This window comes from Burkholderia sp. RF4-BP95 (genome assembly GCF_001521985.1).
GTDB classification, from domain to species: Bacteria; Pseudomonadota; Gammaproteobacteria; order Burkholderiales; family Burkholderiaceae; genus Burkholderia; species Burkholderia diffusa.
The window spans coordinates 98,857-122,822 of the sequence record NZ_LOSX01000034.1; the positions used below are offsets into that span (position 1 = coordinate 98,857).

At 68.4% G+C, this 23,966-nt stretch carries 17 protein-coding genes and 1 tRNA gene; 5 read left to right on the top strand and 13 right to left on the bottom strand.

Annotation, left to right across the window (positions count from 1 at the left end; genetic code table 11):
- Nucleotides 1-32: 32 nt before the first annotated feature.
- Nucleotides 33-725 (top strand): aspartate/glutamate racemase family protein, encoded by a 693-nt coding sequence (locus WS46_RS14770; RefSeq protein WP_059690956.1) that lies wholly within the window; start codon nt 33-35, stop codon nt 723-725.
- 82 nt (nt 726-807) lie between these two features.
- Here the strand turns inward: WS46_RS14770 and WS46_RS14775 are convergent.
- Nucleotides 808-884, bottom strand: a tRNA-Met gene (locus tag WS46_RS14775).
- A gap of 181 nt (nt 885-1,065) precedes the next feature.
- Here WS46_RS14775 and xth point away from each other — a divergent pair.
- The gene (xth, locus tag WS46_RS14780; protein ID WP_218921273.1) at nt 1,066-1,842 is read left to right on the top strand and encodes an exodeoxyribonuclease III; all 777 of its coding nucleotides are present in this window, start codon (nt 1,066-1,068) and stop codon (nt 1,840-1,842) included.
- Between the two features lie 25 nt (nt 1,843-1,867).
- On the opposite strand, the gene WS46_RS14785 is transcribed toward xth, so the two are convergent.
- The 4 genes from WS46_RS14785 to glnA form a co-directional block, all read right to left on the bottom strand.
- Nucleotides 1,868-3,994, bottom strand: a complete 2,127-nt coding sequence (locus WS46_RS14785; RefSeq protein ID WP_059690958.1) for a prolyl oligopeptidase family protein — start codon at nt 3,992-3,994, stop codon at nt 1,868-1,870.
- Nucleotides 3,995-4,073: 79 nt separating this feature from the next.
- The gene (gene ntrC, locus WS46_RS14790; RefSeq protein ID WP_059535886.1) at nt 4,074-5,603 is read right to left on the bottom strand and encodes a nitrogen regulation protein NR(I); all 1,530 of its coding nucleotides are present in this window, start codon (nt 5,601-5,603) and stop codon (nt 4,074-4,076) included.
- A gap of 46 nt (nt 5,604-5,649) precedes the next feature.
- Nucleotides 5,650-6,792: a nitrogen regulation protein NR(II) gene (gene glnL / locus WS46_RS14795; protein ID WP_059535888.1), complete on the bottom strand. Its 1,143-nt coding sequence runs from the start codon at nt 6,790-6,792 to the stop codon at nt 5,650-5,652.
- A gap of 161 nt (nt 6,793-6,953) precedes the next feature.
- Nucleotides 6,954-8,369 carry a type I glutamate--ammonia ligase gene (gene glnA / locus WS46_RS14800; protein ID WP_059535891.1) on the bottom strand — a complete coding sequence of 472 codons (1,416 nt, stop codon included), beginning with the start codon at nt 8,367-8,369 and terminating at the stop codon, nt 6,954-6,956.
- 406 nt (nt 8,370-8,775) lie between these two features.
- Between glnA and WS46_RS14805 the strand changes: the two genes are divergently transcribed.
- Complete coding sequence (locus WS46_RS14805; protein WP_059535893.1) at nt 8,776-9,240, top strand: rhodanese-like domain-containing protein; 465 nt, start codon at nt 8,776-8,778, stop codon at nt 9,238-9,240.
- Nucleotides 9,241-9,377: 137 nt separating this feature from the next.
- Here WS46_RS14805 and WS46_RS14810 read toward each other — a convergent pair whose 3' ends face one another.
- The 5 genes from WS46_RS14810 to hrpA form a co-directional block, all read right to left on the bottom strand.
- Nucleotides 9,378-10,193: a molybdopterin-binding protein gene (locus WS46_RS14810; RefSeq protein WP_059535895.1), complete on the bottom strand. Its 816-nt coding sequence runs from the start codon at nt 10,191-10,193 to the stop codon at nt 9,378-9,380.
- Nucleotides 10,190-11,017: an EI24 domain-containing protein gene (locus WS46_RS14815; protein WP_059535897.1), complete on the bottom strand. Its 828-nt coding sequence runs from the start codon at nt 11,015-11,017 to the stop codon at nt 10,190-10,192. Before WS46_RS14815 ends, WS46_RS14810 begins: the two co-directional genes overlap by 4 nt.
- Before the next feature lie 111 nt (nt 11,018-11,128).
- Nucleotides 11,129-12,103, bottom strand: coding sequence for a sterol desaturase family protein (locus WS46_RS14820; protein ID WP_059690959.1), 975 nt, complete (start codon nt 12,101-12,103; stop codon nt 11,129-11,131).
- A gap of 16 nt (nt 12,104-12,119) precedes the next feature.
- Nucleotides 12,120-13,109 carry a beta-propeller fold lactonase family protein gene (locus WS46_RS14825; RefSeq protein WP_059535900.1) on the bottom strand — a complete coding sequence of 330 codons (990 nt, stop codon included), beginning with the start codon at nt 13,107-13,109 and terminating at the stop codon, nt 12,120-12,122.
- Between the two features lie 161 nt (nt 13,110-13,270).
- On the bottom strand, nt 13,271-17,464 hold the full coding sequence (hrpA, locus tag WS46_RS14830) for an ATP-dependent RNA helicase HrpA (protein ID WP_059690960.1): 4,194 nt from the start codon (nt 17,462-17,464) through the stop codon (nt 13,271-13,273).
- A 23-nt stretch (nt 17,465-17,487) separates the two neighbouring features.
- Between hrpA and argA the strand changes: the two genes are divergently transcribed.
- Together argA and WS46_RS14840 are read left to right on the top strand one after the other, a co-directional pair.
- Nucleotides 17,488-18,867 (top strand): amino-acid N-acetyltransferase, encoded by a 1,380-nt coding sequence (gene argA / locus WS46_RS14835; RefSeq protein WP_044847668.1) that lies wholly within the window; start codon nt 17,488-17,490, stop codon nt 18,865-18,867.
- Nucleotides 18,868-18,916: 49 nt separating this feature from the next.
- Entirely contained in the window at nt 18,917-19,192 is a 276-nt protein-coding gene (locus WS46_RS14840) for an oxidative damage protection protein (RefSeq protein ID WP_006478357.1), read from the top strand.
- 175 nt (nt 19,193-19,367) lie between these two features.
- Here the strand turns inward: WS46_RS14840 and WS46_RS14845 are convergent, their stop codons facing one another.
- The 3 genes from WS46_RS14845 to WS46_RS14855 form a co-directional block, all read right to left on the bottom strand.
- Entirely contained in the window at nt 19,368-20,780 is a 1,413-nt protein-coding gene (locus WS46_RS14845; RefSeq protein WP_059690966.1) for an MFS transporter, read from the bottom strand.
- A gap of 185 nt (nt 20,781-20,965) precedes the next feature.
- Nucleotides 20,966-22,168, bottom strand: a complete 1,203-nt coding sequence (locus WS46_RS14850; protein WP_059690967.1) for a CaiB/BaiF CoA-transferase family protein — start codon at nt 22,166-22,168, stop codon at nt 20,966-20,968.
- Nucleotides 22,169-22,182: 14 nt separating this feature from the next.
- Entirely contained in the window at nt 22,183-23,937 is a 1,755-nt protein-coding gene (locus WS46_RS14855; RefSeq protein ID WP_059690961.1) for an acyl-CoA dehydrogenase family protein, read from the bottom strand.
- Between the last annotated feature and the right edge of the window lie 29 nt (nt 23,938-23,966).

Sequence of the window (23,966 nt, forward strand, 5' to 3'; positions counted from 1 at the left end):
CTGCCACGGGTTACGAAACGCACGGGTGACGGATGAAGACGATCGGACTGATCGGCGGGATGAGCTGGGAATCGTCGGCGGAGTACTACCGGATGATCAATCGCCATTCGAAAGCGCTGCACGGCGGCCATCACAATGCGAAGAGCGTGCTGGTCACGGTGGATTTCGCGGAGATCGAAGCGCTGCAGCGCGCGCAGGACTGGGCCGCGCTCGGCGAGCGGATGGCCGATGCCGCGCGCCGGCTCGAAGCGGCCGGCGCCGATCTCATCGTGCTGACGACCAACACGATGCACCGCGTGCACGGCGCGATCGAGGCCGCGGTGACGCTGCCGTTCCTGCACATCGCCGATCCGACCGGCGCCGCGCTGCGTGCAGCGGGCGTCGAGCGCGTCGCGCTGCTCGGCACGCGCTACACGATGGAACTGCCGTTCTACGCGGCGCGTCTGCGCGACAAATTCGGCCTCGACGTGCTGGTGCCGGACGAATCCGCGCGCAACGACGTGCACCGGATCATCTACGACGAGCTGTGTCATGGCGTGATCGATGCCGGGTCGCGCGCGACCTACGTGGCCATCATCGACGAACTGGCAACACGCGGCGCGCAGGCGGTGATACTCGGCTGCACGGAAATCACGCTGCTGATCGGCGCGGACGATTCGCCTCTGCCGGTGTTCGATACGACCGCGCTGCATGCGAAGGCGGCGGTCGAGTGGGCGGCGGGCTGAAAACAAAAAACCCGGCACGAGGCCGGGTTCCTGTCGACGAAGCGCGCATCGGTCACTTGCGCTGCACATCGTCTGGTGTGCTTGGTTGCGGGGGTAGGATTTGAACCTACGACCTTCGGGTTATGAGCCCGACGAGCTGCCAGACTGCTCCACCCCGCGTCAGAGAAATAAATTATAGGGTGATGAAGTACTCACGTCAACACTTTTGTCACAATTTCTTTGCAGGTCGTCGATAACGCAATGCATCGCGCCTGCGTCGCGTCGCGTGTCGCGCGCGTTCGCGCCCCTTGCTCGCGGTAAGATGGCGGCCTTCGCATCCACCCCGCACGCATTCCCGTTCATGAAAATCGCCACCTGGAACGTCAACTCGCTCAACGTCCGCAAGCAGCATGTGCTCGACTGGCTCGCGCAAAGCGGAACCGACGTGCTGTGCCTGCAGGAACTGAAGCTGCCCGACGAGAAGTATCCGCGCGCCGATCTCGAGGCTGCCGGCTACCGCAGCTGGTTCACGGGCCAGAAGACCTACAATGGCGTCGCGATCCTCGTGCGCGACACGCTCGCCGTCGACGAATCGGACGTCGTGCGCAACATCCCCGGCTTCGACGATCCGCAGCAGCGCGTGATCGCCGTGACGGTCGACGGCGTGCGCATCGTGTCCGCCTATTTCCCGAACGGCCAGGCGCCCGACTCCGACAAGTTCGTCTACAAGATGCAGTGGCTCGACGCGCTGCATGCGTGGCTGAGCACCGAGATGCAGCGCCACCCGAAGCTCGCGCTGCTCGGCGACTACAACATCGCGCCGGAAGACCGCGACGTGCACGACCCGGCGAAATGGGAAGGCCAGAACCTCGTGTCGCCGCAGGAGCGTGCGCACTTCGCGAAGCTGATCGAACTCGGCTTCGTCGATGCATTCCGCCGTTTTGAACAGCCGGAGAAGACCTTCACGTGGTGGGACTACCGGATGTTCGCGTTCCGCCGCAACGCGGGGCTGCGTATCGACCACGTCCTGCTGTCGCCGGCGCTCGCCGCCACCTGCACGTCGTGCGAAGTCGATCGCGTGCCGCGCACGTGGGACCAGCCGTCCGACCACGCGCCCGTCGTCGCGATCGTCGGCTGAGCCCCCTGCCCGCTCGCGCCCGCGCTCAATCGCGCGCGGGCGCGGGCCCGAGATGGGTCCACAGGAAGCCGAATTCCGCCGCATCGGATTCGGCGCGCTCCAGATCGTCGGCGCTGCCGTGGCCGCCGTCGGTGTTCTCCCAGTACCACACCCGTTCGTGTCCGAGCGCATGCATGCGCGCGGCCATCTTGCGCGCATGCGCGGGATGCACGCGGTCGTCGCGCGTCGACGTCGTCAGCAGCAGCGGCGGATACACGACACCGTCGCGCACGCGGTGATAGGGCGAGTAGGCGGCGAGCGCCGCGCCCTCGCGCGCATCGTCCGGATCGCCGTACTCGTCGAGCCACGCGGCGCCCGCGTGCAGCTTCGGATAGCGCCGCATGTCGAGCAGCGGCACGCGGCACAGCACCGCGCCGAACAGTTCCGGACGCTGCACCATGCAAGCGCCCACCAATAGCCCGCCGTTGCTGCCGCCCTCGATGCCAAGCTGCGCGGCCGTCGTCACGCCGGTGCGGATCAGGTCCTCGGCCACCGCGATGAAGTCGTCGAACGAGCGCTGCCGATGTTCGCGCTGCGCGTCGACGTGCCAGCCCGGCCCGAATTCGCCGCCACCCCGGATGTGTGCGAACGCCGCGACACCGCCACGTTCGAGCCACGCAATGCCGAGTGCATCGCTGTAGCCCGGCAGGTTCGGAATCGCGAAGCCGCCATAGCCTGACAGCAGACACGGGCGCGCGACGCGGGTGCGGCCGTCGGCGCGCTCCGGCGCATCGAGTGCATCGAGCGCGTCACGCGGCCCGATCAGCGTGTACGGCACCACCGTGCCGTCGCGCGAACGGGCATTCGCGCGGCGCACGACGAGCCCGGCCGCATCGAACCGCACCGGCGGCCGGTCGAGCAGCACGCGGCGCGACGGCGCATCGGCCGCGCGATCGGCCAGGTCGGCGAGCCAGCATTCGGGCGGATCGAGATAGGTATCGACGTCCACGTACACGTCGTCGTTCAGCGTCGACTCGACCGGCTCGACGTCGATCTGCGCATCGCCCGGCCAGTCGAACGGCCGCGCGTCCCACGTCCACGCGCCGTCCTCGCCCTGGCGCGGCTGCCACAGCATCGTGCGGTTGTGCACGTCGTCGAGCCAGCTCGCGATCAGCATCGTGCGCGTGTGCGTCCACGTGCAGGCGGACGTCGACGGCCGCGGCGCGAACAGCGTCGTGAGCTCGCGCGACCCGGCCAGGAACGCCTGCTCGCGGATCGCGAGCAGCGAGCCGCCCGCGTGATGCACGCCGCCGCAGTCCCAGTCGAGCCGCGGCTCCAGCACGAGCCAGCCTTCCCAGAAGCCGACCTCGACATGCGTCGGCACGTCGTAGCGCGCCCACTCGCCCGCGTCGGTCAGCCAGTACGCGTGTGCGTCGAAGAAATCCACGCTGCGCCACGCGACGTGACGGCCATCGATCGGGTCGAACCACGCGCCCGCGCTGATGTCGTCGGGTTCGCCGCGAAACACGACCGGCGCATCGGCGAGCGGCGTGCCGCGCACCCAGCGGCGCGCGTCGTACGGATAGCCGGCCGCGGTCGCATGCGCTTCGCCGCGATCCCAGCTCACGTAGACGGTATCGCGGTCGATCCAGCCGACCGTGTGATGCCCCGGCTCGTCGATCGTGAAACCGCCGTCGACGAAACGACGCTGCACGAGATCGAACTCGCGCACGACGACGGCGTCGGCCCCGCCGGGCGACAGCGACAGCAGCGCGCGGTCGCCGTCGGGGTACAGGATCGCGTCCTGCTCGAACACCCACGACTCGCCCTCTTGCGCGCCGAGCGCGTCGACGTCGAGCAGCGTTTCCCACTCGGGCCGGCCGGCGCGCCAGTCGTCCCAGCGCGCGCGGCGCCACAGTCCCTTCGGATGGAGATCGTCCTGCCACAGGTCGTACGCCCAGTCGCGCCAGCGGGTCGGAATCACCGGGCGTTCGCGCGGCAGATACGCCTGCGCGAGCCGCGCGGTGAGCGCGCGATACGCATCGTCGTCGCGCAGCGCGACACGCGTGCGCGCGTTCTGCTCGTCGACCCAGGCGCGGGCGCGCTTGCTGTCGAGCGCTTCGAGAAAGCGGAAGGGATCGGCCCCGGCGGGCCAGCGGAAGGAATCGGACATGACGGAACGCACCTGACGGCAAACCGCGATTATGTCCGATCACGGCATGCGCGACGTCCGCGCATGCCGCGACAGCGGTTTACGGCTCCAGATGCAGTTCCTGGATCTTGCGCGTGATGGTGTTGCGGCCGATGCCGAGCCGCTCCGCCGCCTCGACCTTGCGGCCGCGCGTGAAGTCGAGCGCCTCGCGAATCACGGCCGCCTCGAAGCGGCGCGCGAGCTCGTCCATCACGTCGGCCGAATTCTCGCGCAGCAGCCGCGCGACTTCCGTGCGCAGGCCGCTTTCCCACATCGGATAACCGGCTGGCGCACCGTTCGGTGCGGCCGCGACGGGCGCCGCCGTCAACGGCACGACACCGGCCGCCAGCTGCGCGCGCGCCGCGTCGCCGGCAACGCCGCCGCTCACGCCGCCGAGTGCATCCGCGCCATCGGCCGTCGCGGTCACCGGCGCGCCTGCCGGCACGAGGTCGGGCGGCAGGTCCTTGATCTCGACCGTCTGCGCGGGCGCCATCACGGTCAACCAGTTCGCGAGGTTCTCGAGCTGCCGCACATTGCCGGGAAACGGCAGCGACGTCAGATACGCGAGCGCTTCGTCCGACACGCGCTTCGGCTCGACGCCGAGATCGCGCGCGCTCTTCTGCAGGAAGTGGCGCGTGAGCAGCGCGATGTCCTCGCTGCGTTCGCGCAGCGGCGGCAGCCGCAGCCGAATCACGTTGAGGCGGTGGTAAAGGTCCTCGCGGAACAGCCCCTGCCGCACGCGCGCCTCCAGATTCTGGTGCGTCGCGGCGATCACGCGCACGTTCGCGCGCAGCGGATTGTGGCCGCCGACCCGATAGAACTGGCCGTCCGACAGCACACGCAACAGGCGCGTCTGCAGATCGAACGGCATGTCGCCGATTTCGTCGAGGAACAGCGTGCCGTTCTCGGCCTGCTCGAAGCGGCCCTGGCGCGTCGTCTGCGCGCCGGTGAACGCGCCACGCTCGTGGCCGAAGAGTTCGGATTCCAGCAGGTCCTTCGGAATCGCCGCCGTGTTCAGCGCGATGAACGGGCCGTTCGCCCGCGGGCTGTGACGGTGCAGCGCCCGTGCGACGAGCTCCTTGCCGGTGCCCGATTCGCCGGTGATCAGCACGGTCGCGGCGGAATGCGACAAGCGGCCGATCGCGCGGAACATGTCCTGCATCGCGGGCGCCTGGCCGAGCATCTCGGGCGCCTCGGCGACGCGCTCGTCCTGCGGCGCGCCGCCGCGCAGGCTCTCCTCGACCGCGCGGCGAATCAGCTCGACGGCCTTGTCGACGTCGAACGGCTTCGCGAGATATTCGAACGCGCCGCCCTGGAACGCCGCGACGGCGCTGTCGAGATCGGAGAACGCCGTCATGATGATGACGGGCAGGCCCGGCAAGCGCTCGTGCATCGCCTGCAACAGCTCGAGGCCGGAGCCGCCCGGCATCCGGATGTCGGACACGAGCACCTGCGGCGTCTCGTGGTCGAGCGCGGCCAGCGCGTCGCGCACGTTCGCGAAGCTCTTCGTCGCGAAGCTGTCCCGGGCGAGTGCCTTTTCGAGCACCCAGCGGATCGATTGGTCGTCGTCTACTATCCAGATCGGCTTCATAGGTCGGTCAGGTATGGGTGAATCCGGTGAATCGCCATGCCGTCGCTCAGTGATCGAGCGGCAGCAGGATCTGAAATTCGGTACGGCCGGGCCGGCTCTCGACCTCGATCATCCCGTCGTGCTGCTGCACGAAGGTCTGCGCGAGCGTGAGGCCGAGGCCGCTGCCGTCGTCGCGCCCGGACACGAGCGGGTAGAAGATCCGGTCGCGGATCTCCTCCGGAATGCCGGGCCCGTTGTCGACTATGTGCAAGTCCAGTGCCAGCTTGTACAGGCGCTTCGCGATCGTCACCTTGCGCGCGACGCGCGTGCGCAGCTCGATCTTCGCGTCGCCCTGCGCGATCCGTTCGCGCAGCGCCTGCGCGGCGTTGCGCACGATGTTCAGCAGCGCCTGGATCAACTGCTCCTTGTCGCCGCGCAGGTCCGGCACGCTCACGTCGTAATCGCGCTCGATGGTGAGCCCGCGCGGAAATTCCGCGAGCATCACCGCGCGCACGCGTTCGCACACTTCATGAATGTTGACGTCGCCGACGATGTGCGGATGCCGATGCGGCTCCAGCAACCGGTCGACGAGCGTCTGCAGCCGATCGGACTCCTTGATGATCACCTGCGTGTATTCGCGCAACTCGCCGCGCTCGCGCTCGCTCAGTTCGAATTCGAGCAGCTGGGCTGCGCCGCGAATGCCGCCGAGCGGGTTCTTGATTTCGTGCGCAAGGTTGCGGATCAGTTGCTTGTTGACCGCGGTCAGGTCGTGGATGCGCTCCTCGCGATCGGTGCGCGACTGCCGTTCGTTCTCGAACAGCTCGACGAGCACGAAATCGGGTGCGGTCTCGAGGAAGCCGACGATCGCATGCACGTGCAGCGGTTCGCGGCCGGGCCGGTCGAGCACGGTATCGAGATGCGTCGCGTGAAAGCGCTCCTCGCCGATCGCGGTGATCGTCGACGCGAGCTCGTTCGCGTTCGGGAAAATCTCGCCCCACGGCCGCTGCGCGAGCTGCCGGCGCGAGATGTCGAGCATCGCCTCCGCGGACGGGTTCGCGAACGCGACCCGCAGCGTCTTGCGGTCGAGCACGATCACGACCGTCGGCAGCGCTTCCAGCCCGGCAAGCAGGCCCGAGCGCGAGAGGCGCTCGTCTTCCGTCAGTCGCTCGGGCTGCCCCGTCTTCGCCTTGATCAGATTCTTCAGAGCCATCGTGCGTGTCGTCGCGCCTCAGCGGGTCGGAAAATGGAAATGCTCGGAACAAAAAAGGGACGGCTGGACGCCGTCCCCTTTCAGACTCCGCGGTCCCCGCCGCAAGCCTCGCGACGGGAACGAACCGGCATGACGGCGCTGGATCGAAGCGCCATCGCCGATTACAGCGAGTAGTACATCTCGAACTCGATCGGATGCGTCGTCATGCGGAACTTCGCCAGCTCCTGCTCCTTCAGCGCGAGGTACGCATCGATCATGCCGTCGGTGAACACGCCACCGCGCGTCAGGAACTCGCGATCCTTGTCGAGCGCTTCCAGTGCCTGGTCGAGGCCTGCGCAGACGGTCGGGATCTTTGCATCCTCTTCCGGCGGCAGGTCGTACAGGTTCTTGTCCGCGGCTTCGCCCGGGTGGATCTTGTTCTGCACGCCGTCGAGACCGGCCATCATCAGTGCCGTGAAGCACAGGTACGGGTTGGCCATCGGGTCCGGGAAGCGCGTTTCGATACGGCGGCCCTTCGGGTTCGACACGTGCGGAATGCGGATCGATGCCGAACGGTTGCGTGCCGAGTAGGCGAGCTTGACCGGTGCCTCGAAGTGCGGAACCAGACGCTTGTACGAGTTCGTCGTCGGGTTCGTGATCGCGTTCAGCGCACGGGCGTGCTTGATGATGCCGCCGATGTAGAACAGCGCGAATTCCGACAGGCCGGCGTAGCCGTTGCCCGCGAACAGGTTCTGGCCGTCCTTCCAGATCGACTGGTGAACGTGCATGCCCGAACCGTTGTCGCCGACGACCGGCTTCGGCATGAACGTCGCCGTCTTGCCGTACGAGTGCGCGACGTTATGGATGATGTACTTCGACCATTGCGTCCAGTCGGCGCGCTGCACCAGCGTCGAGAACTTCGTGCCGATTTCGTTCTGGCCCTGGCCCGCCACTTCGTGGTGGTGCACTTCGACCGGGATGCCGAGCTGTTCGAGCAGCAGGCACATTTCCGAACGCATGTCCTGGAACGTGTCGACCGGCGCGACCGGGAAGTAGCCGCCCTTCGTGCCCGGACGGTGGCCCGTGTTGCCGCCTTCGAATTCCTTGCCTGCTGACCACGGCGCTTCTTCCGAGTTGATCTTCACGAAGCAGCCCGACATGTCCGTGTTCCACTGGACCGAGTCGAAAATGAAGAATTCCGGCTCCGGACCGAAGTAGGCGGTGTCGCCCAGGCCCGTGCTCTTCAGGTACGCTTCGCCGCGCTTCGCGAGCGAACGCGGGTCGCGCTCGTAGCCCTTGCCGTCGGCCGGCTCGACCACGTCGCAGGTCAGCACCAGCGTCGATTCTTCGTAGAACGGGTCGATGAATGCGGCGGTCGGGTCCGGCATGAGCAGCATGTCCGACGCCTCGATGCCCTTCCAGCCGGCGATCGACGAGCCGTCGAATGCATGACCGCTTTCGAACTTGTCTTCGTCAAACGCCGAAACCGGCACCGACACGTGCTGTTCCTTGCCGCGCGTATCCGTGAAGCGGAAATCGACGAACTTGACGTCCTCGTCCTTCACGAGCTGCATGACGTCGGCGACGGTTTTACTCATAACCTCTTCTCCTGATTGAACAATTCCGGCGGACTGGGAACCGCCTCGTTTATCGAGCTGCCCGGAGTCTGGCTTTGGCGCAGCGCGCCCCGGGTCGACCGAATTCTATATAGCAGCAACCGTGCCAGCCATGCACAGAAGCGACATGAATCGCGCCAGACCGCGCCACGGCAGGGCCCGGCTGCGCGATTCCGGGGCCAGGCGCCGCATCGGCGATCGCATGGCCGCACCTCCATGGTGCAAATGGCGAAGCATGCCCACGTCGCAGATTCATTCTGGTGCACGCGTGCCATTCTGCACTTTTTTGGTGAATGCGTGGGCGGTGCATACCCTGCCGGGCAACCGGACATCCGCGCGGCGGTGCCGCGCTAGAATGATCGTTTGACCGATACGGAGACCTCCTGCCATGAGTACGCTCGACCAGCTTTACGCGAAGGCCGAAGAACGCCGCGCCCAGGGTGCGCTCCACTATGCCGGCGCACTGCTGCCGGTCGAGGCGTTCGAACTGCTGCAGCTCGACCCGTCGGCACGCCTCGTCGACGTGCGCACCCGCGCCGAGCTCGACTGGATCGGCCGCCCGCTCGTCGGCGACGGCCAGTACCTGCACCTCGAATGGACGCGCTATCCGGGCGGCGTGCCGAACGCCGAATTCGTCGATCAACTGAAAGCGGCCCTCCCGGCCGATACGCCCATCCTGTTCCTGTGCCGCAGCGCCGCGCGCTCGAAGCTCGCCGCGGTCGCCTCGACGCAGGCCGGCTTCACGAAGGCGTTCGACCTGCTCGAAGGCTTCGAGGGCGGCAAGGATGCCGAAGGCCATCGCAAGACGGTCGACGGCTGGTGCTTCCGGAAACTGCCGTGGATCGGCGCCTGACAGCGCATCCGCCCAGGCACGCCCGACTGCGACATCGTCGAGCCGGGCGATGACATCCCGATGACGGGCCGCATTGCGCGGCCCGCGGTTTTTGTGCGGCCCTTGCGCGGCCCGCATCGGTGATCGGTGCGCGGCCCTCAGGCGCGCGGCACGTCCGGTTCGACCACGTCGCCGCCGAGCAGGTGCACGCCTTCGCGCAGCTTCACGAACGCGGCCGCGACCGCCTCCGGCTCGCCCTTCACGCCGAGATCGATGTGCCGGCGCGCGTAGATCCCGCCGCGCTCGGCATCGCCGACGCTCGGCAGGCTGAACACGCGCACGCCCGGGAAATCGCGCTCGATCTTCTCCATCAGCGGCGTGAGCGTCGATTCCGGCAGTTCGAACACGTACAACGAGCGCTCCGCGTGCGGCGTCGCGTGATGGAGATGCTGGTACTTCGTGTCGAGCACCCATTCGATCATCGGCCACGCCATCACCGGAAAGCCCGGCACGAAATGGAGATCGCCGACCGAGAACCCGGGAATCCGGTTGTAGCCGTTCGGGATGATCGTCGCGCCGGCCGGGAACACGCCCATGTTGAAGCGGTGCTGGTTTTCCGGCGATTCGAAATCGACCGGCCGGGCCGGATCGGTGTGCGTCTCGCGGATACGCTCCGAGATCAGCGCCTTCGCTTCCGGGTGCAGCTCGAGCGGCACGCCGAGCGCGGCGGCCGCGCACTGGCGCGTGTGGTCGTCCGGCGTCGCGCCGATCCCGCCCGTGGAAAACACGATGTCGCCGGATGCGACCGCGCGCGCGATCGTCGCGGTGATCCGCGCCGGATCGTCGCCGACGTATTCGGCCCAGTCGAGCGCGAGGCCGCGCGCGCCGAGCAGCTCGATGACCTTGGCCAGGTGCTTGTCCTGCCGGCGGCCCGAAAGGATTTCGTCGCCGATGATGATGATGCCGATGCTCATGCCTGCCCCATGTCGATTGCGGTGGCGCGCGAACTCGCGCGCAGGTCGTCCAGCGCGCGCAGGCAATAGTGCCCGAACCACAGCGCCGAAAAGACGAGGATGAAAGCGTAAACCCAGATCATGGCCGCCGCCACGAACGGAAACAGCACCATCATCCAGACCGACGACACCCACACGAACGTCGGCACGGTACCGAGCAGCCCGGTCGCGACGCCGATGCCGATCAGCGGCCAGCGATGCTGCCGCACCAGCGCACGTCGCTCGTCGCGGCTCGCGTGCTGCGCGAGCGCGTCGTAGGTCATCACGCGGTAGGTCAGCCAGCCCCAGATCACGGGCGGCAGCAGCGCGAAGAACGGCGGAATCAGCCACAGCGGGATCGTGACGACGAGCAGCACGACGCCGACGACGGCCGCGCCGAGCGAATTGAACACGCTGCCGAAGAACGTGCCGCCCCGCTTCGCCTCCAGCGCGGCGAACTGCCGGTTCGACAGGTGCTTGATCACGACCGGCATCGAGATCGTCGCGATCAGCAGCAGCACGGTCAGCACGATCAGCGGAATCGCGAGCGATACGACGACGAACGGCGCGACGACCGCATGCAGCTGCGACATCCCGATCGCGTCGAACATGCGGTACAGCACCGCCGTGAGCACGAAGCCGTCGAGCGCGCCGCGCGCGGCGTCGATCAGCGTTTGCCACGAGAACCACAGCACGACGCCCCACAGCAGCGCCGAGACGACGAACGGCATCAGGGTGAGCCACAGCATGCGCGGATGCAGCGCGCTGACGAAGGCCCGGACGAAGGAGCGCAGCAAGTCGTTCATGCGAACCTGTATCGACGAAGAAAAACGGGGAAAGGATAAACCACACGGCCCGCATGCGCCAAAGCGCTTGCGGGCCGTGCAGGAGAGCCGTTCAACGGGAAAGCGGCGGGGTCAGGCCGACGCCGCGCCGCGCTTCGCGGGAACGAGGCGCCGGAAGATGCGCACGAACGCGAGGCCGTGCTGCGCCCAGAAGCCGTCGCCGTAGGACACGCCTTCGATCTGCTCGCGGATGCCGGTCGGCTCGACCGTGCGGTTCCACGACGCGGTGCCGAACATCATGTCCCACCACGGGAACAGCACGCCGAAGTTGCAGCCGTACTTGGTGCCTTCGTGGCCGTAGCCGACCGCGTGGTGGCGCCGGTGGAAGGTCGGGCTCACGAGCAGGCGCTCGCCGAGCCGGCCGAACGACAGCCGCGCATTCGTATGCTGGATGCTCTGCATGAAGTTCGTGACCGCGGTCAGCACGACGAACTGCGACGGCGTCACGCCGATCACGAGCGCGATCGACGCGAAGAAGCACGACTGGATCACGTCGTCGAGCAGGTGGTTGCGGTCGTCGCACCACAGCGACATCTGCCGCTGGCTGTGATGCACCGCGTGCAGCTCCCACCAGATGCCGAACTTGTGCTGCCAGCGGTGATACCAGTAGCCGGCGAAGTCGAGCACGACGAGGTAGATCGCGAACGCGACGATCGGCCGCGACGTCACGCCGGGCCACAGATAGTCGAGGTTGACGTTCACGACGCCGTGCAGGCGCAGCCATGCCTGGAAGCCGTCGAACACCGGCTGCAGCGCAAAGAAGAAGAACAGCGCGTAGATGCCGAGCTTCGCGATCGCCGTATAGATCACGTCGACCCGCACCGCGCGGCGGTTCTGCCAGCGCTCGACCGGCAGCAGCGCCTCGAGCGGGCGCAGCAGCACGAACATCAGCACCATCTGCAGCGCGCCGATGATCACCCAGTACAGCGCGTCGTAGGTGTCCTCGTCATAGCCCATCAGGTTGAACTTGAAGAGGAGCGGCTGCACGACGTCGACGTACAGCCAGGTCTGGATGTCCGACACGAACGCATCGATCAGGTGCAGCATCGCTCGCCTCCGCCCGTCACGCGCCGTTCGCAGCCTTCCACGGCGCGCGGTCGTAGAAGTAGATCCCGTGCGGCGAACGGCCGACGGCGATCGTCTGCACCAGCTTGCGCGATGCGAGATCGATGATACCGACCTTCTTCGCGAAGCGGAACGTCACCCACAGCGTCTTCTTGTCGGCGGACAGTTCCATGTCGTCCGGTCCCGGCAGCAGGCCGGTGATGTCGCCGACGTTGGTGAGCGTGTTCTCGTCGATGATGCTGATCGTGTTCGCGACCCGGTTCGTGACCGCGACGTGCGTGCCGTCGGCGAGCGAGCGGAAGTTGTGCGCGCCGTTGCCCGTGTGGATCTGCTTGACGATCTTCTGGTTGCGCCAGTCGACCACCGCGACGTAATCCGCGCCAGTCATCCCGACCAGCAGGAACTTGTCGTCCGGCGTGAGCCACAGGCCGGCCGGCACCTTGCCGACCTTCATCTTCCACTTGACCGTCTGAGTCGCGAGGTCGACCGCCGCGATCTCGCCGGACACCTGCAGCGACACGAGCACGGTCTTGCTGTCCTTCGTGAACGCGATATGGCTCGGCATCACCGCGAGCGGCAAGCGCTTCACGAGATGCAGGTCGCGGCCGTCGTAGCCGTAGATGTCGAGCCGGTCGAGGCGCAGCCCGGTCGACACGAACCACTTGTTGTCGGGCGAAAAGCCGAGCTGGTACGGATCCTCGATGCCTTCGACCGTGCGCTGCAGCTTGCCCGTCTTCGGATCGACGAACATCAGGCTGTTCGAGACCGAATTCGCGACGATCAGCGACGAATTGTCCGGCGTCGCCATCAGGTGGTGCGGCTCCTTGCCGGTCGGCATCGTGCCGACGACCTGGCGGGTCTGCTGGTCGATCAGGGAAAGCGTCGCTTCGGCCGAATTGAGGATGATTACGTTATTGGCGTGTGCGGCGGGCGCCAGCACGGCGGCGGCCAGCGCAAGCGTGCGGCCGAAGGAAAGGAAAGTGCGCATGAAGACTCACGTCGTGGAACAGCAGTCATTGTAAAACGCTCGGCGGGCCCCACCGGTTGACGGAAGGCGGGGTTGCGCCACTTCGACGCACGTCGCGGCCGCCGTGCGGCCGGCCGCGGCGGGGCCCGCAACCGGTGCGGGCCCCGCCGGTCGCTGATGCGCTAACGCTGCATCGACTCCCACACCTTGTGCAGACGCTTGACAGAGACAGGCATCGGCGTGCGCAGTTCCTGCGCGAACAGCGAAATTCGCAGCTCCTCCAGCAGCCAGCGGAATTCCGCGAGGCGCGAATCGGCGACGCCACCGCGCTGCGACACCGCGCGCTGATACTGCTGGACGAGCGGCAGCAGCTCGCCGGACTGCTTCGCGTCGCGCGCCGGGTCGGCCTTCAGCTTGTCGATCCGCAGCGCGATGCCCTTCAGGTAGCGCGGGAAGTGTGCAAGCTGCACGTAAGGCGTGTCGATCACGAAGCGCTTGCCGACCAGCGCGGCGAGCTGCTGCTGCAGATCCGCATGGGCCTGCGCGAACGGCTTCGCCTGCGCGAGCTTCTTCGCAAGCCCCGCATACTCGGCGAGGATCTGCCCGACCAGCCGCGCGATCTCCTGCGCGAGCAGGTTCAGGCGGCTCCTGCCCTCGTCGCGGCGCGCGTGGAAGCTCGCGTCGTCGTCGGGCAGCGGATCCTGCAGGCACGCGCGGTCGAGCGCCGTGTCGATCAGCTGGTCGCGCAGTTCGTCCTGCGTGCCGAGCGACATGTACTGCATCGCCATCTCGCGCAGCCCCGGCAGGTTCTTCTCGAGGAACTTGATCGGCTCCTTCAGCTGCAGCGCGAACAGCCGCCGCAAGCCGGCTCGGTGGATCCGCGCGGCCTCCTCCGGCGAGTCGAACACTTCGACGTCGCAATGCGTGCCGCGATCGACGAGCGCAGGATAGCCGTACAGCGTCTGGCCGCGGCGGCGGATCTCCAGCAGCTCGGGAAGCTTGCCGAAGTTCCACGTCGTCAGGTTCTCGTACAGCGCGGTCGCGCCGGCTTCCGCCGGGGCGGCCGTGTGCGGCGCCGCGCCCTTGCCCGGCTTGCCGCCCTTCGCCGTCGAACCCGCCGCCGCGGCGAGCGCCGGCGCGCCGCCCGCGTCGCCGTCGCCCGCTTCGCCGCCCGGCGCGATCGTCGACGCCGCCGCGATCTTCTGGAACTGCTGCTGCGCCTGCGCGCCGAGCTCCTGGCGCAGTTGCGCCAGATTGCGCCCCATCGCGAGCTGACGGCCGTGCTCGTCGATCACCTTGAAGTTCATGAACAGGTGCGCGGGCAACGTCTCGAGCTTGAAGTCGGCCGTCTTCATCGCGACCTGGGTCTCGCCGCGCACGTCGGCGATCAGCGCCTCGACGAGGCCGCCCGCGCCGAAGCGCTCGCGGCCCGTGCGCTCGACGAAGCCGGCCGCGTATTCGGGCAGCGGCACGCAGTGCCGGCGCAGCTTCTGCGGCAGCGACTTCAGGAGCAGCTGCACCTTTTCCTTCAGCATCCCCGGCACGAGCCATTCGCAGCGGCGCGCGTCGACCTGGTTCAGCGCGTACAGCGGCACCGCGAGCGTCACGCCGTCGCGCGGCGTGCCGGGCTCGAAATGGTACGTGAGCGCCATCTCGACACCGGCCATCGTCGCGCGCTTCGGAAACAGCTCGGTCGTCACGCCGGCCGCCTCGTGGCGCATCAGGTCGTCGCGCGACAGGTACAGCAGGCGCTGCTTCTCCTCCGCCTGACCGCCCTTCTTCGCCTCGTCGCGATACCAGCGCTCGAACGCGGCGCCGGTGTGAATGCCCTCCGGAATCGCCTGGTCGTAATACGCGTAGATCAGCTCGTCGTCGACCAGCACGTCCTGGCGGCGCGACTTGTGCTCGAGCTGCTCGATGTCGGCGAGCAGCTTGCGGTTGTGCGCGAAGAACGGCAGCTTCGTGTCGAACTCGCCCTCGACCAGCGCGCCGCGGATGAACAGCTCGCGCGCCCGCGCCGGATCCTGCTTGCCGAACGCGACGCGCCGGCGGTGGTAGATCGGCAGCCCGTACAGCGTCGCGCGCTCGAACGCGCTGACCTGCGCGGGGCGCTTTTCCCAATGCGGCTCCGACAGCGATTTCTTCAGCAGATGCGCGCCGATCTTCTCGACCCACTCCGGCTCGATCTTCGCGAGACAGCGCGCATACAGCCGGCTCGTCTCGACGAGTTCGGCCGCCATCACCCAGCGGCCGGCCTTCTTCGCGAGCGCGGAGCCCGGCCACAGGTAGAACTTGATCCCGCGTGCGCCGAGGTAGTGCGGATCGTCGTCGGCCTTCATGCCGAGGTTGCCGAGCAGGCCCGTCAACAGGGCCAGATGGACCTGCTCGTAGGTCGCCTCGACCTCGTTGAGGCGCCAGCCGTGCTCGCGCACGACCGTCAGCAGCTGCGAATGGACGTCGCGCCATTCGCGCAGCCGCAGGTGCGACAGGAAGTTCTGCCGGCACGCGTCGATCAGCTGGCGGTTCGACTTCTTGTGCGCGACGGCTTCCTCGAACCACGCCCAGATCTTCAGCCACTGCAGGAATTCGGAGCGCTCGTCGGCGAACCGGCGGTGCGCCTGGTCGGCCTGCTCCTGCGCCTCGATCGGACGGTCGCGCGGGTCCTGAACGGACAGCGCGCTCGCGATGATCAGCACCTCGCGCAGCGACTGCTGGTCGCGCGCGGCGAGAATCATCCGGCCGACGCGCGGATCGAGCGGCAGCCGCGCGAGTTCGCGGCCGAGCGGCGTCAGCGCGTTGTCGTCGTCGACCGCGCCGAGTTCGTTGAGCAGCTGGTAGCCGTCCGCGATCGCGCGGCCGGGCGGCGGCTCGAGGAACGGGAACGATTCGATCGCGGTCAGGTGCAGCGACTTCATCCGCAGGATCACCGACGCGAGCGACGAGCGCAGGATTTCCGGATCGGTGAAACGCGCGCGCGCCTGGTAGTCGCTTTCCTCGTACAAGCGGATGCAGACGCCGTCGGCCACCCGGCCGCAGCGGCCCGCGCGCTGGTTCGCGGCGGCCTGCGAGATCGACTCGACCTGCAGCTGCTCGACCTTGTTCCGGTACGAATAGCGCTTCACGCGCGCGAGCCCGGTGTCGACGACGTAGCGGATGCCCGGCACCGTCAGCGACGTTTCGGCCACGTTGGTCGCGAGCACGATGCGGCGTGCGTTCGACGCCTTGAACACCTTGTCCTGGTCGGCCGCCGACAGCCGCGCGAACAGCGGCAGGATCTCGGTATGCGGCGGATGATGCTTGCGCAGCGCCTCGGCCGCCTCGCGGATCTCGCGCTCGCCGGGCAGGAACACCAGCACGTCGCCGGGGCCTTCGCGGCACAGTTCGTCGACCGCGTCGACGATCGCGTCCATCAGGTCGCGTTCGGCCTCGCGCGCGGTCTTCACGCGATCGCGGCCGCCCGTGCCTTCGGCGTGCTTCACGGCCGGGCGATCCTCGGCCACCGGCCGGTAGCGCATCTCGACCGGATACAGCCGCCCGCTCACCTCGATCACGGGCGCCGGGCGCGCGTCGGTGCCGAAATGGCGCGCGAAACGGTCGGCGTCGATCGTCGCGGACGTGACGATCAGCTTCAGGTCCGGCCGCCTCGGCAGGATTTCCTTCAGGTAGCCGAGCAGGAAGTCGATGTTCAGGCTGCGTTCGTGCGCCTCGTCGATGATCAGCGTGTCGTACGCCTTCAGCAGCGGATCGGTCTGCGTCTCGGCGAGCAGGATGCCGTCCGTCATCAGCTTGACGGACGCGCCCGGCGCGAGATTGTCGGTGAAGCGCACCTTGTAGCCGACCACCTCGCCGAACGGCGTGCCGAGCTCCTCGGCGATGCGCCGGCCGGTCGACGACGCGGCCAGGCGCCGCGGCTGCGTATGGCCGATCAGGCCCGTGCCGCCGGCGCCCAGGCCGCGGCCGAGATCGAGACAGATCTTCGGCAGCTGGGTGGTCTTGCCCGAACCCGTTTCACCGCAGACGATGACGACCTGATGACCGGCGATCGCGCGCGCGATTTCGTCGCGCTTGCCCGACACGGGCAGGCTTTCGGGGTAGGTGATCGGCGGAACGGGATTGGGCGCGACGGCCGCGCGCGGCGGACGCTCGCGGCGCGGCGCGCGCTCGCCGGCGGCCTGGGGCGCGCCCTGCGCGGCCGGCTGGCCCGGCTCGCGGCGCCGCTCGTCGCCGCGCGGCCCGCGCGGCAGCTGACCCGCCTGCTGTTGCTGCTGGCGCGGCGGCTGGCCCTGCTGCTGACGCGCATCGGCCGCCCCCTCCGGGTGCCGGGCCGACGGCGCTTTGGCCCGCGTCGGCGCGGGACTTTTAGGTACATTCGACATGGGGGCGCATTATAATCCCGCCCATGAATTCCCAAACCGACCTCCCACCCGCCCAGACCGGCGCCGCGACGCCGCCGGCCGCCGACGATTCGGCCGCCAGCCACGCGCAGTTCGTCGACTGGATGCGCTCCGTCGCGCCTTACATCCACAAGTTCCGCAACAGCACGTTCGTCGTGGGGTTCGGCGGCGAGGTGGTGCAGCAGGGGCTGCTGAACGCGCTCGTGTCCGACATCGCGCTGCTGCAGGCGATGGGCATCCAGATCGTGCTCGTGCACGGCTCGCGGCCGCAGGTCGAGGAGCAGCTGAGCCTGCATGGTGTCGAATCCGAGTTTTCGCACGGGCTGCGCATCACCGATGCGCGCGCGCTCGAATCCGCGAAGGAAGCGGCCGGCGAAGTGCGTCTCGACATCGAGGCCGCGATCAGCCAGGGTCTGCCGAACTCGCCGATGGCGCACGCGCACATCAGCGTCGTGTCCGGCAACTTCGTGACCGCCCGGCCGGTGGGGATTCTCGACGGGGTCGATTTCGCGCACACGGGCATCGTGCGCAAGATCGACGCCGAATCGATCCGTCATTCGCTCGCGAGCCGCAAGCTCGTGCTGCTGTCGCCGCTCGGCTTCTCGCCGACCGGCGAGGCGTTCAACCTGTCGATGGAAGACGTCGCATCGGCCGCCGCGATCGCGCTGCGCGCCGACAAGATCATCTTCCTGACCGAGGCGCCCGGCATCGTCGACGACGAAGGCGGCCTGATCCGCGAAATGTCGCTCGACGCCGCCGCCGAGCTGCTCGACTCCGGCAACATCCAGGGCGACGACGCGTTCTTCCTGAAGCACTCGATCCGCGCCTGCCGCGGCGGCGTGACCCGGGCCCACCTGATTCCGCAGTCGCTCGACGGCAGCATGCTGCTCGAACTGTTCCTGCACGACGGCGTCGGCACGATGATCTCGTACGAGAACCTCGAGAGCCTGCGCGAAGCGACGCCGGACGACGTCGGCGGCATCCTGTCGCTGATCGAGCCGCTCGAGTCCGACGGCACGCTGGTGCGGCGCGGCCGCCACCAGATCGAACGCGACATCGACCACTTCTCGGTGATCGAGCACGATGGCGTGCTGTTCGGCTGCGCGGCGCTGTATCCGTACCAGCAGGAGAAGATCGGCGAGATGGCGTGCCTGACGGTCGCGCCGGAAGCGCAGGGCTCGGGCGACGGCGAACGCCTGCTCAAGCGCATCGAGCAGCGCGCCCGCGCGCGCGGCCTCACGCACATCTTCGTGCTCACGACGCGCACCGAGCACTGGTTCCTCAAGCGCGGCTTCGTCAAGGTCAGCGTCGACGACCTGCCGGAAGACCGCCGCAAACTCTATAACTGGCAGCGCAAGTCGCTCGTGCTGATGAAGCAGCTCTGAGCGCAGGCACGACTGCCCTCCCCCAGACCGATTACAGGAGAAGTACACGATGGCTCGAATGATCCAATGCGCGAAGCTCGGCAAGGAAGCCGAAGGTCTCGATTTCCCGCCGCTGCCGGGCGAACTCGGCAAGCGCATCTACGAAAGCGTGTCGAAGGAAGCGTGGCAAGGCTGGCTCAAGCAGCAGACGATGCTGATCAACGAGAACCGCCTGAACATGGCCGACCCGCGCGCGCGCCAGTACCTGATGAAGCAGACCGAGAAGTACTTCTTCGGCGACGGCGCGGACCAGGCGTCCGGCTACGTGCCGCCGACGGAAGGCTGACGCACCGCGAATCGCGCGGGCCGGTCGCGCCGGCCGCGTTGCGAAGCGAAGCAAGGCAAACGGCACCGTGTATCGCACGGTGCCGTTTGCTTTTGGGAGGGCGGAATCGAGGCGATGCGATCCGTCCGGCGCGTGCGCCGCCGCCGAATCGGCAAGTCGCGCCGGCCCGGCGGATTCAACCCGCCGGTTTCAACGCACCGCGGTCGCCCGCCTGCGCGGTCTCGCCGATCGGACTTTCAGCGCTCGCGCCTTCGGCACCCCATTCGGCCGCATCGCTGCGCTCGGCCGTCGACAACTCGTCCGCGCGGTAGCCGGTGCGATTCAGCAGCGCGAGCATGCATGCGAGCGACACGAGCGCGTACAGCCCCGACGCGATCGCGACGCCGACGATGCTGCCGGTCGCGTTCAGGATCGCCTGCGCGAGCACCGGCGTGCCGCCGCCGACGACGAGCGCGCTCAACTGATACGCGAGCGACAGGCCCGTGTAGCGGATGTTGGCCGGAAACACGCGCGCGAGCACGCCGCCGACCGCGCCGTAGAACATCGCCGACGGGATCGTCGAGATGCACATCCCGGCGACGGCGATCCAGTACGAACGCGTCGCGAGCGCATGGAACATCACCGGCATCAGCACGATCTCGGGAATCAGGATCCAGCACATCGCGCGTCGCATGTCGACCTTCGACACGAACCACGCGCCGACCGGCTGCATCAGGAACTGCACGACGAGCGAGATCGACAGGATGCCGAGAAACGTGCCCTGCGCGTAGCCGAGCTCCTTCGTCGCCCACGACAGCGCGAAGGTGCTGCGGAAATACGTGACGTTGATCACCGGCAGCGTGCCGGCCGCGAGCAGCACGACGGGCCAGTGGTCGCGCACGACGTCGCGCAGCGGCAGCTTCACCGTGCGCTTGCGCGCGAGCACGCGCTGCATGTCGAGCGATTCCTCGAGCCGCAGCCGGATCACCATCCCGATGATCACGAGCACCGCCGACAGCAGGAACGGGATGCGCCAGCCCCACATCAGGAACGACGGCGTCGGCAGCGCGCTCAGCGCGAAGAAGGCGGCTGTGGCGAGCAGGTTGCCGGTGGGCGAACCCTGCTGCGCGAACGCCGCATAGAGGATGCTGCGATGCTTCGGCGCGTTCTCGCTCGCGATCAGCACCGCGCCGCCCCACTCGCCGCCGACCGCGATGCCCTGCAACACGCGCAGCACGACGAGGCCCGCCGGCGCCCACACACCGATCGACGCATAGCCGGGCAGCAGGCCGATGCCCGTCGTGGCCAGCCCCATCATCACCAGCGTGATCACGAGCGCGGTCTTTCGGCCGACGCGGTCGCCGAGATGCCCGAACACGATTCCGCCGAGCGGCCGCGCGGCGAAGCCGGCCCAGAACGTGACGAATGCGAGCAGCGTCGCGACGCCGGGATCCATCGTGCTCGAAAAGAACACCTTGCCGAATACGAGCGCGGCGGCGGTGCCGTAGATGTAGAAGTCGTACCACTCGATCGTGGTGCCGACGAACGCCGCGAGGGCGGCGCGGCCGGGCCGCGGCTGCGCGGCGGACGGGGATTGCGGACGGCTCATCGATGTCTCCATGTTTGTGATCGGCGGCGCGACTGTCGCGCGCCTTGCCGGATGGCCGGCCTTGCGCCGCCGGCTGGCGGTGGTGCTTTACGTCGCCTTACGTCGCTTTCATTGCCTTGCGTCGAGCGGCTTGTCCCTGCGATGCGCCGGCCGAGGATGCTCGCGTGCGAGCACCACTCGGCCGGTCACGCCGGGTCCGGCGCGACCTTCAGCACGCCGGCGTCGAGCAATCGTTGCTGAAGCGCGGGATCGACGCCGAGGCGGTCGAGCACCGCGCGCGTGTCGCGGCCGAGCGCGGGCGGCGGCGAACGATAGGTTGCCGGCGTGCGCGACAGCTTCACCGGCGATGCCGTGCCGCGATATGCGCCGATCTCGACGAACAATTCGCGGTGCAGCGCATGCGGGTCGCGCGCGACGTCGGCGACCGTGCGCACCGGCCCGCACGGCACGCCCGCCGCCATCAGGTCGCGCGCCAGCGGCTCGCACGAATGGGCGGCGAGCCGTGCCTCGAGTTCGGCCTTCAGTTCGGGCCGGTGCGCGCAGCGGCTGCGGTTGTCGGCGAAACGCGGATCGCCCGCGAGCGCCGGCGCCCCAAGATGCGCGACGAGGCGCGCGAACTGACGGTCGTTGCCGACCGCGAGGAAGATCGGCACCGTCGCCGTGCGATAGCTGTCGTACGGCGCGATGTTCGGATGCGCGTTGCCGCTGCGCCCGGGCACGCGCCCCGAGCCGAAGAAGTTCGGCAGGTGCGGATGCAGCAGCGACACGCCGCAGTCGTACAGCGCGATGTCGATCGACTGCCCCTGCCCGCTCTTCTCGCGCTCCGCGAGCGCCAGCAGGATGCCGGCCAGCGCGTTGAGCCCCGTGACCATGTCGACGATCGGCAACCCGATGCGCATCGCGTCGCCGTCGCGCTCGCCGTTGACGCTCATCAGCCCGGCCATCGCCTGGATCACCGCGTCGTAGCCGGGCAGCCCGCCGAGCGGGCCGTCCTCGCCGAAGCCCGTCACCGCGCAGTGGATCAGGCGCGGGAAACGCGGCTGCAGGTCGCGCGCATAGTCCATGCCCCAGCGCGCGAGCGTGCCGGGCTTGAAGTTCTCGACGAGCACGTCGGCGTCCTCCAGCAGGCGCCACAGGATCGCGCGCCCGTCGTCGCGGGACAGGTCGAGCGCGAGCCCCTCCTTGTTGCGGTTCATGCCCATGAAATACCACGCGGTGTCGCCGAGGAACGGCGGCCCCCAGCCGCGCGTCTCGTCGCCGTCCGGCGGCTCGATCTTGATCACGGTCGCGCCGTGATCGGCGAGCGCCTGCGTGCAGTACGGACCGCCGAGCACGCGGCTCAGGTCGACGACCTTGAGCCCGTCGAGCGCGCCGCGCGGCGCGTTCATCGCTTCCGTCGCGCTCATCGTTCGACCTCCGGCAGCAGGTCGAGCGCCATGTCGAGCGGCACCGGCGTGCCACGCAGCAGCGCGTCGAACGCCGCTGCTTCGTCGTCGCGCGACGCCGGTGCGAGCGGGTCGACCGGCAGCAGCTTGTAACGCACGACCAGGTGCGCGAGCGCGAGGCGCCGGTAATCGGGTGCGAGCCGGGCGCCCTCGCACGCCATCAGCACGGCCGCGCTCGCGTAGTAAAGCGCCGACGCGGCCTGCCGCACGCGCGCGTCGTCGCCTTCCGCCGCGACCCGCGCGAGCGCATCGCACGCGCGCGCGAGAATGCGCCGCAGCGCCGCGCGGCTCGCGTCGGGCAGCGGCGCCGCGCCGAGCCGGTCGCCGAGGAACGTGCGCAGCGCGTCGAGCGCCTGCTCGCGCTGCGCGGCGCGCGCGACGTCGAGCGCGACGATGTTGCTGGTGCCTTCCCAGATCGAGCCGAGATGCGCGTCGCGCACGAGGCGCGCATCGCTCCATTCCTCGATGTAGCCGGTGCCGCCGCGCACCTCCATCGCGTCGCCCGTCACGCGGCGCGCATCGCGGCACGCGCGGAACTTGATCAGCGGCGTCAGGATGCGCACGCAGCGCGCGGCCTGCTCGTCGCCCGCATCCGCCTGCGGCAGCAGCAGCGCGATCTGCATGAACATCGCGCGCGCGGCCTCGGCGGGCAGCAGCATCTTCATCAACTGACGCTGCATCAGCGGCATCTCGATCAGCTTGCGGCCGAACGCGGCGCGATGCGCGGCCACGTGCAGCGACTCGTTCAGCGCGCGCCGCATCAGGCCCGCCGCGCGCACGCCGTTCGACAGCCGCGACATGTTGATCATGTCGGCCATCTGGTGAAAGCCGCGGCCGATCTCGCCGATCAGCCAGGCCTGCGCACCTTCGAGCGCGATCTCGCCGCTCGCCATCGAACGGCTGCCGAGCTTGTCCTTCAGCCGCACGATCCGGTAGCGATTGCGCGTGCCGTCCGGCAGCGTCTTCGGCAGCAGGAACAGCGCGAGGCCCTTGATGCCGTCCGGCGCGCCGTCGGGCCGCGCGAGCACCATCGCCAGGTCGGCGTCCGCGTTCGAGCAGAACCACTTGTCGCCGTACAGGCGCCACACCGCCCCGCCTTGCGCGTCGGTTTCGCGCACCGCGCGCGTCGCGATGCGGCCGACGTCGGAGCCGGCCGCCTGCTCGGTCATGAACATCGCGCCCTGGAACAGCGTGTCGAAATCGCGCGACGCGAGCCTCGGTAGATAGTGTTCGACGAGCGCCGGATCGCCGAAACGACGCAGCGTACGCGTCAGCGAATCGGTCATGCTGACCGGGCAGCACAACCCGAATTCCGCCTGCACGAACAGGAACGTCAGCGCGTACTTGACGAGCGGCGCCACCGCCTCGGGCTGGTGGCTCAGCGCCGCGAGCCCGAGCTCCGAGTAAGCGACCCGTTCGAGCGCGACATACGCGGGATCCTTGTCGATCCGCTGCACGGCTTCGCCGCGCCGGTTGCGATGCTCGAGCACGGGCGGATGCTTGTCCGCGCGCGACGCCCACGCGTCGAGTTCGCCCGACACGCGCGCGCCGAGCGCGTGCAGCTGCGGTTCGAGTGCCGCGTAGCGGGTCGCGCCGAGATGCAGTTTCAGCAACGCGCCGAGATCGGGATCGGCCGTGAAGAAGTTGATGCCCCGGCTATCGGGGATGTTGTTGGCCGCGCCGGTGTCCGGCGTGCGAGCGGTGTCGTTCATGCATGCGTCTCCATGGAGGCCCGGCTGCC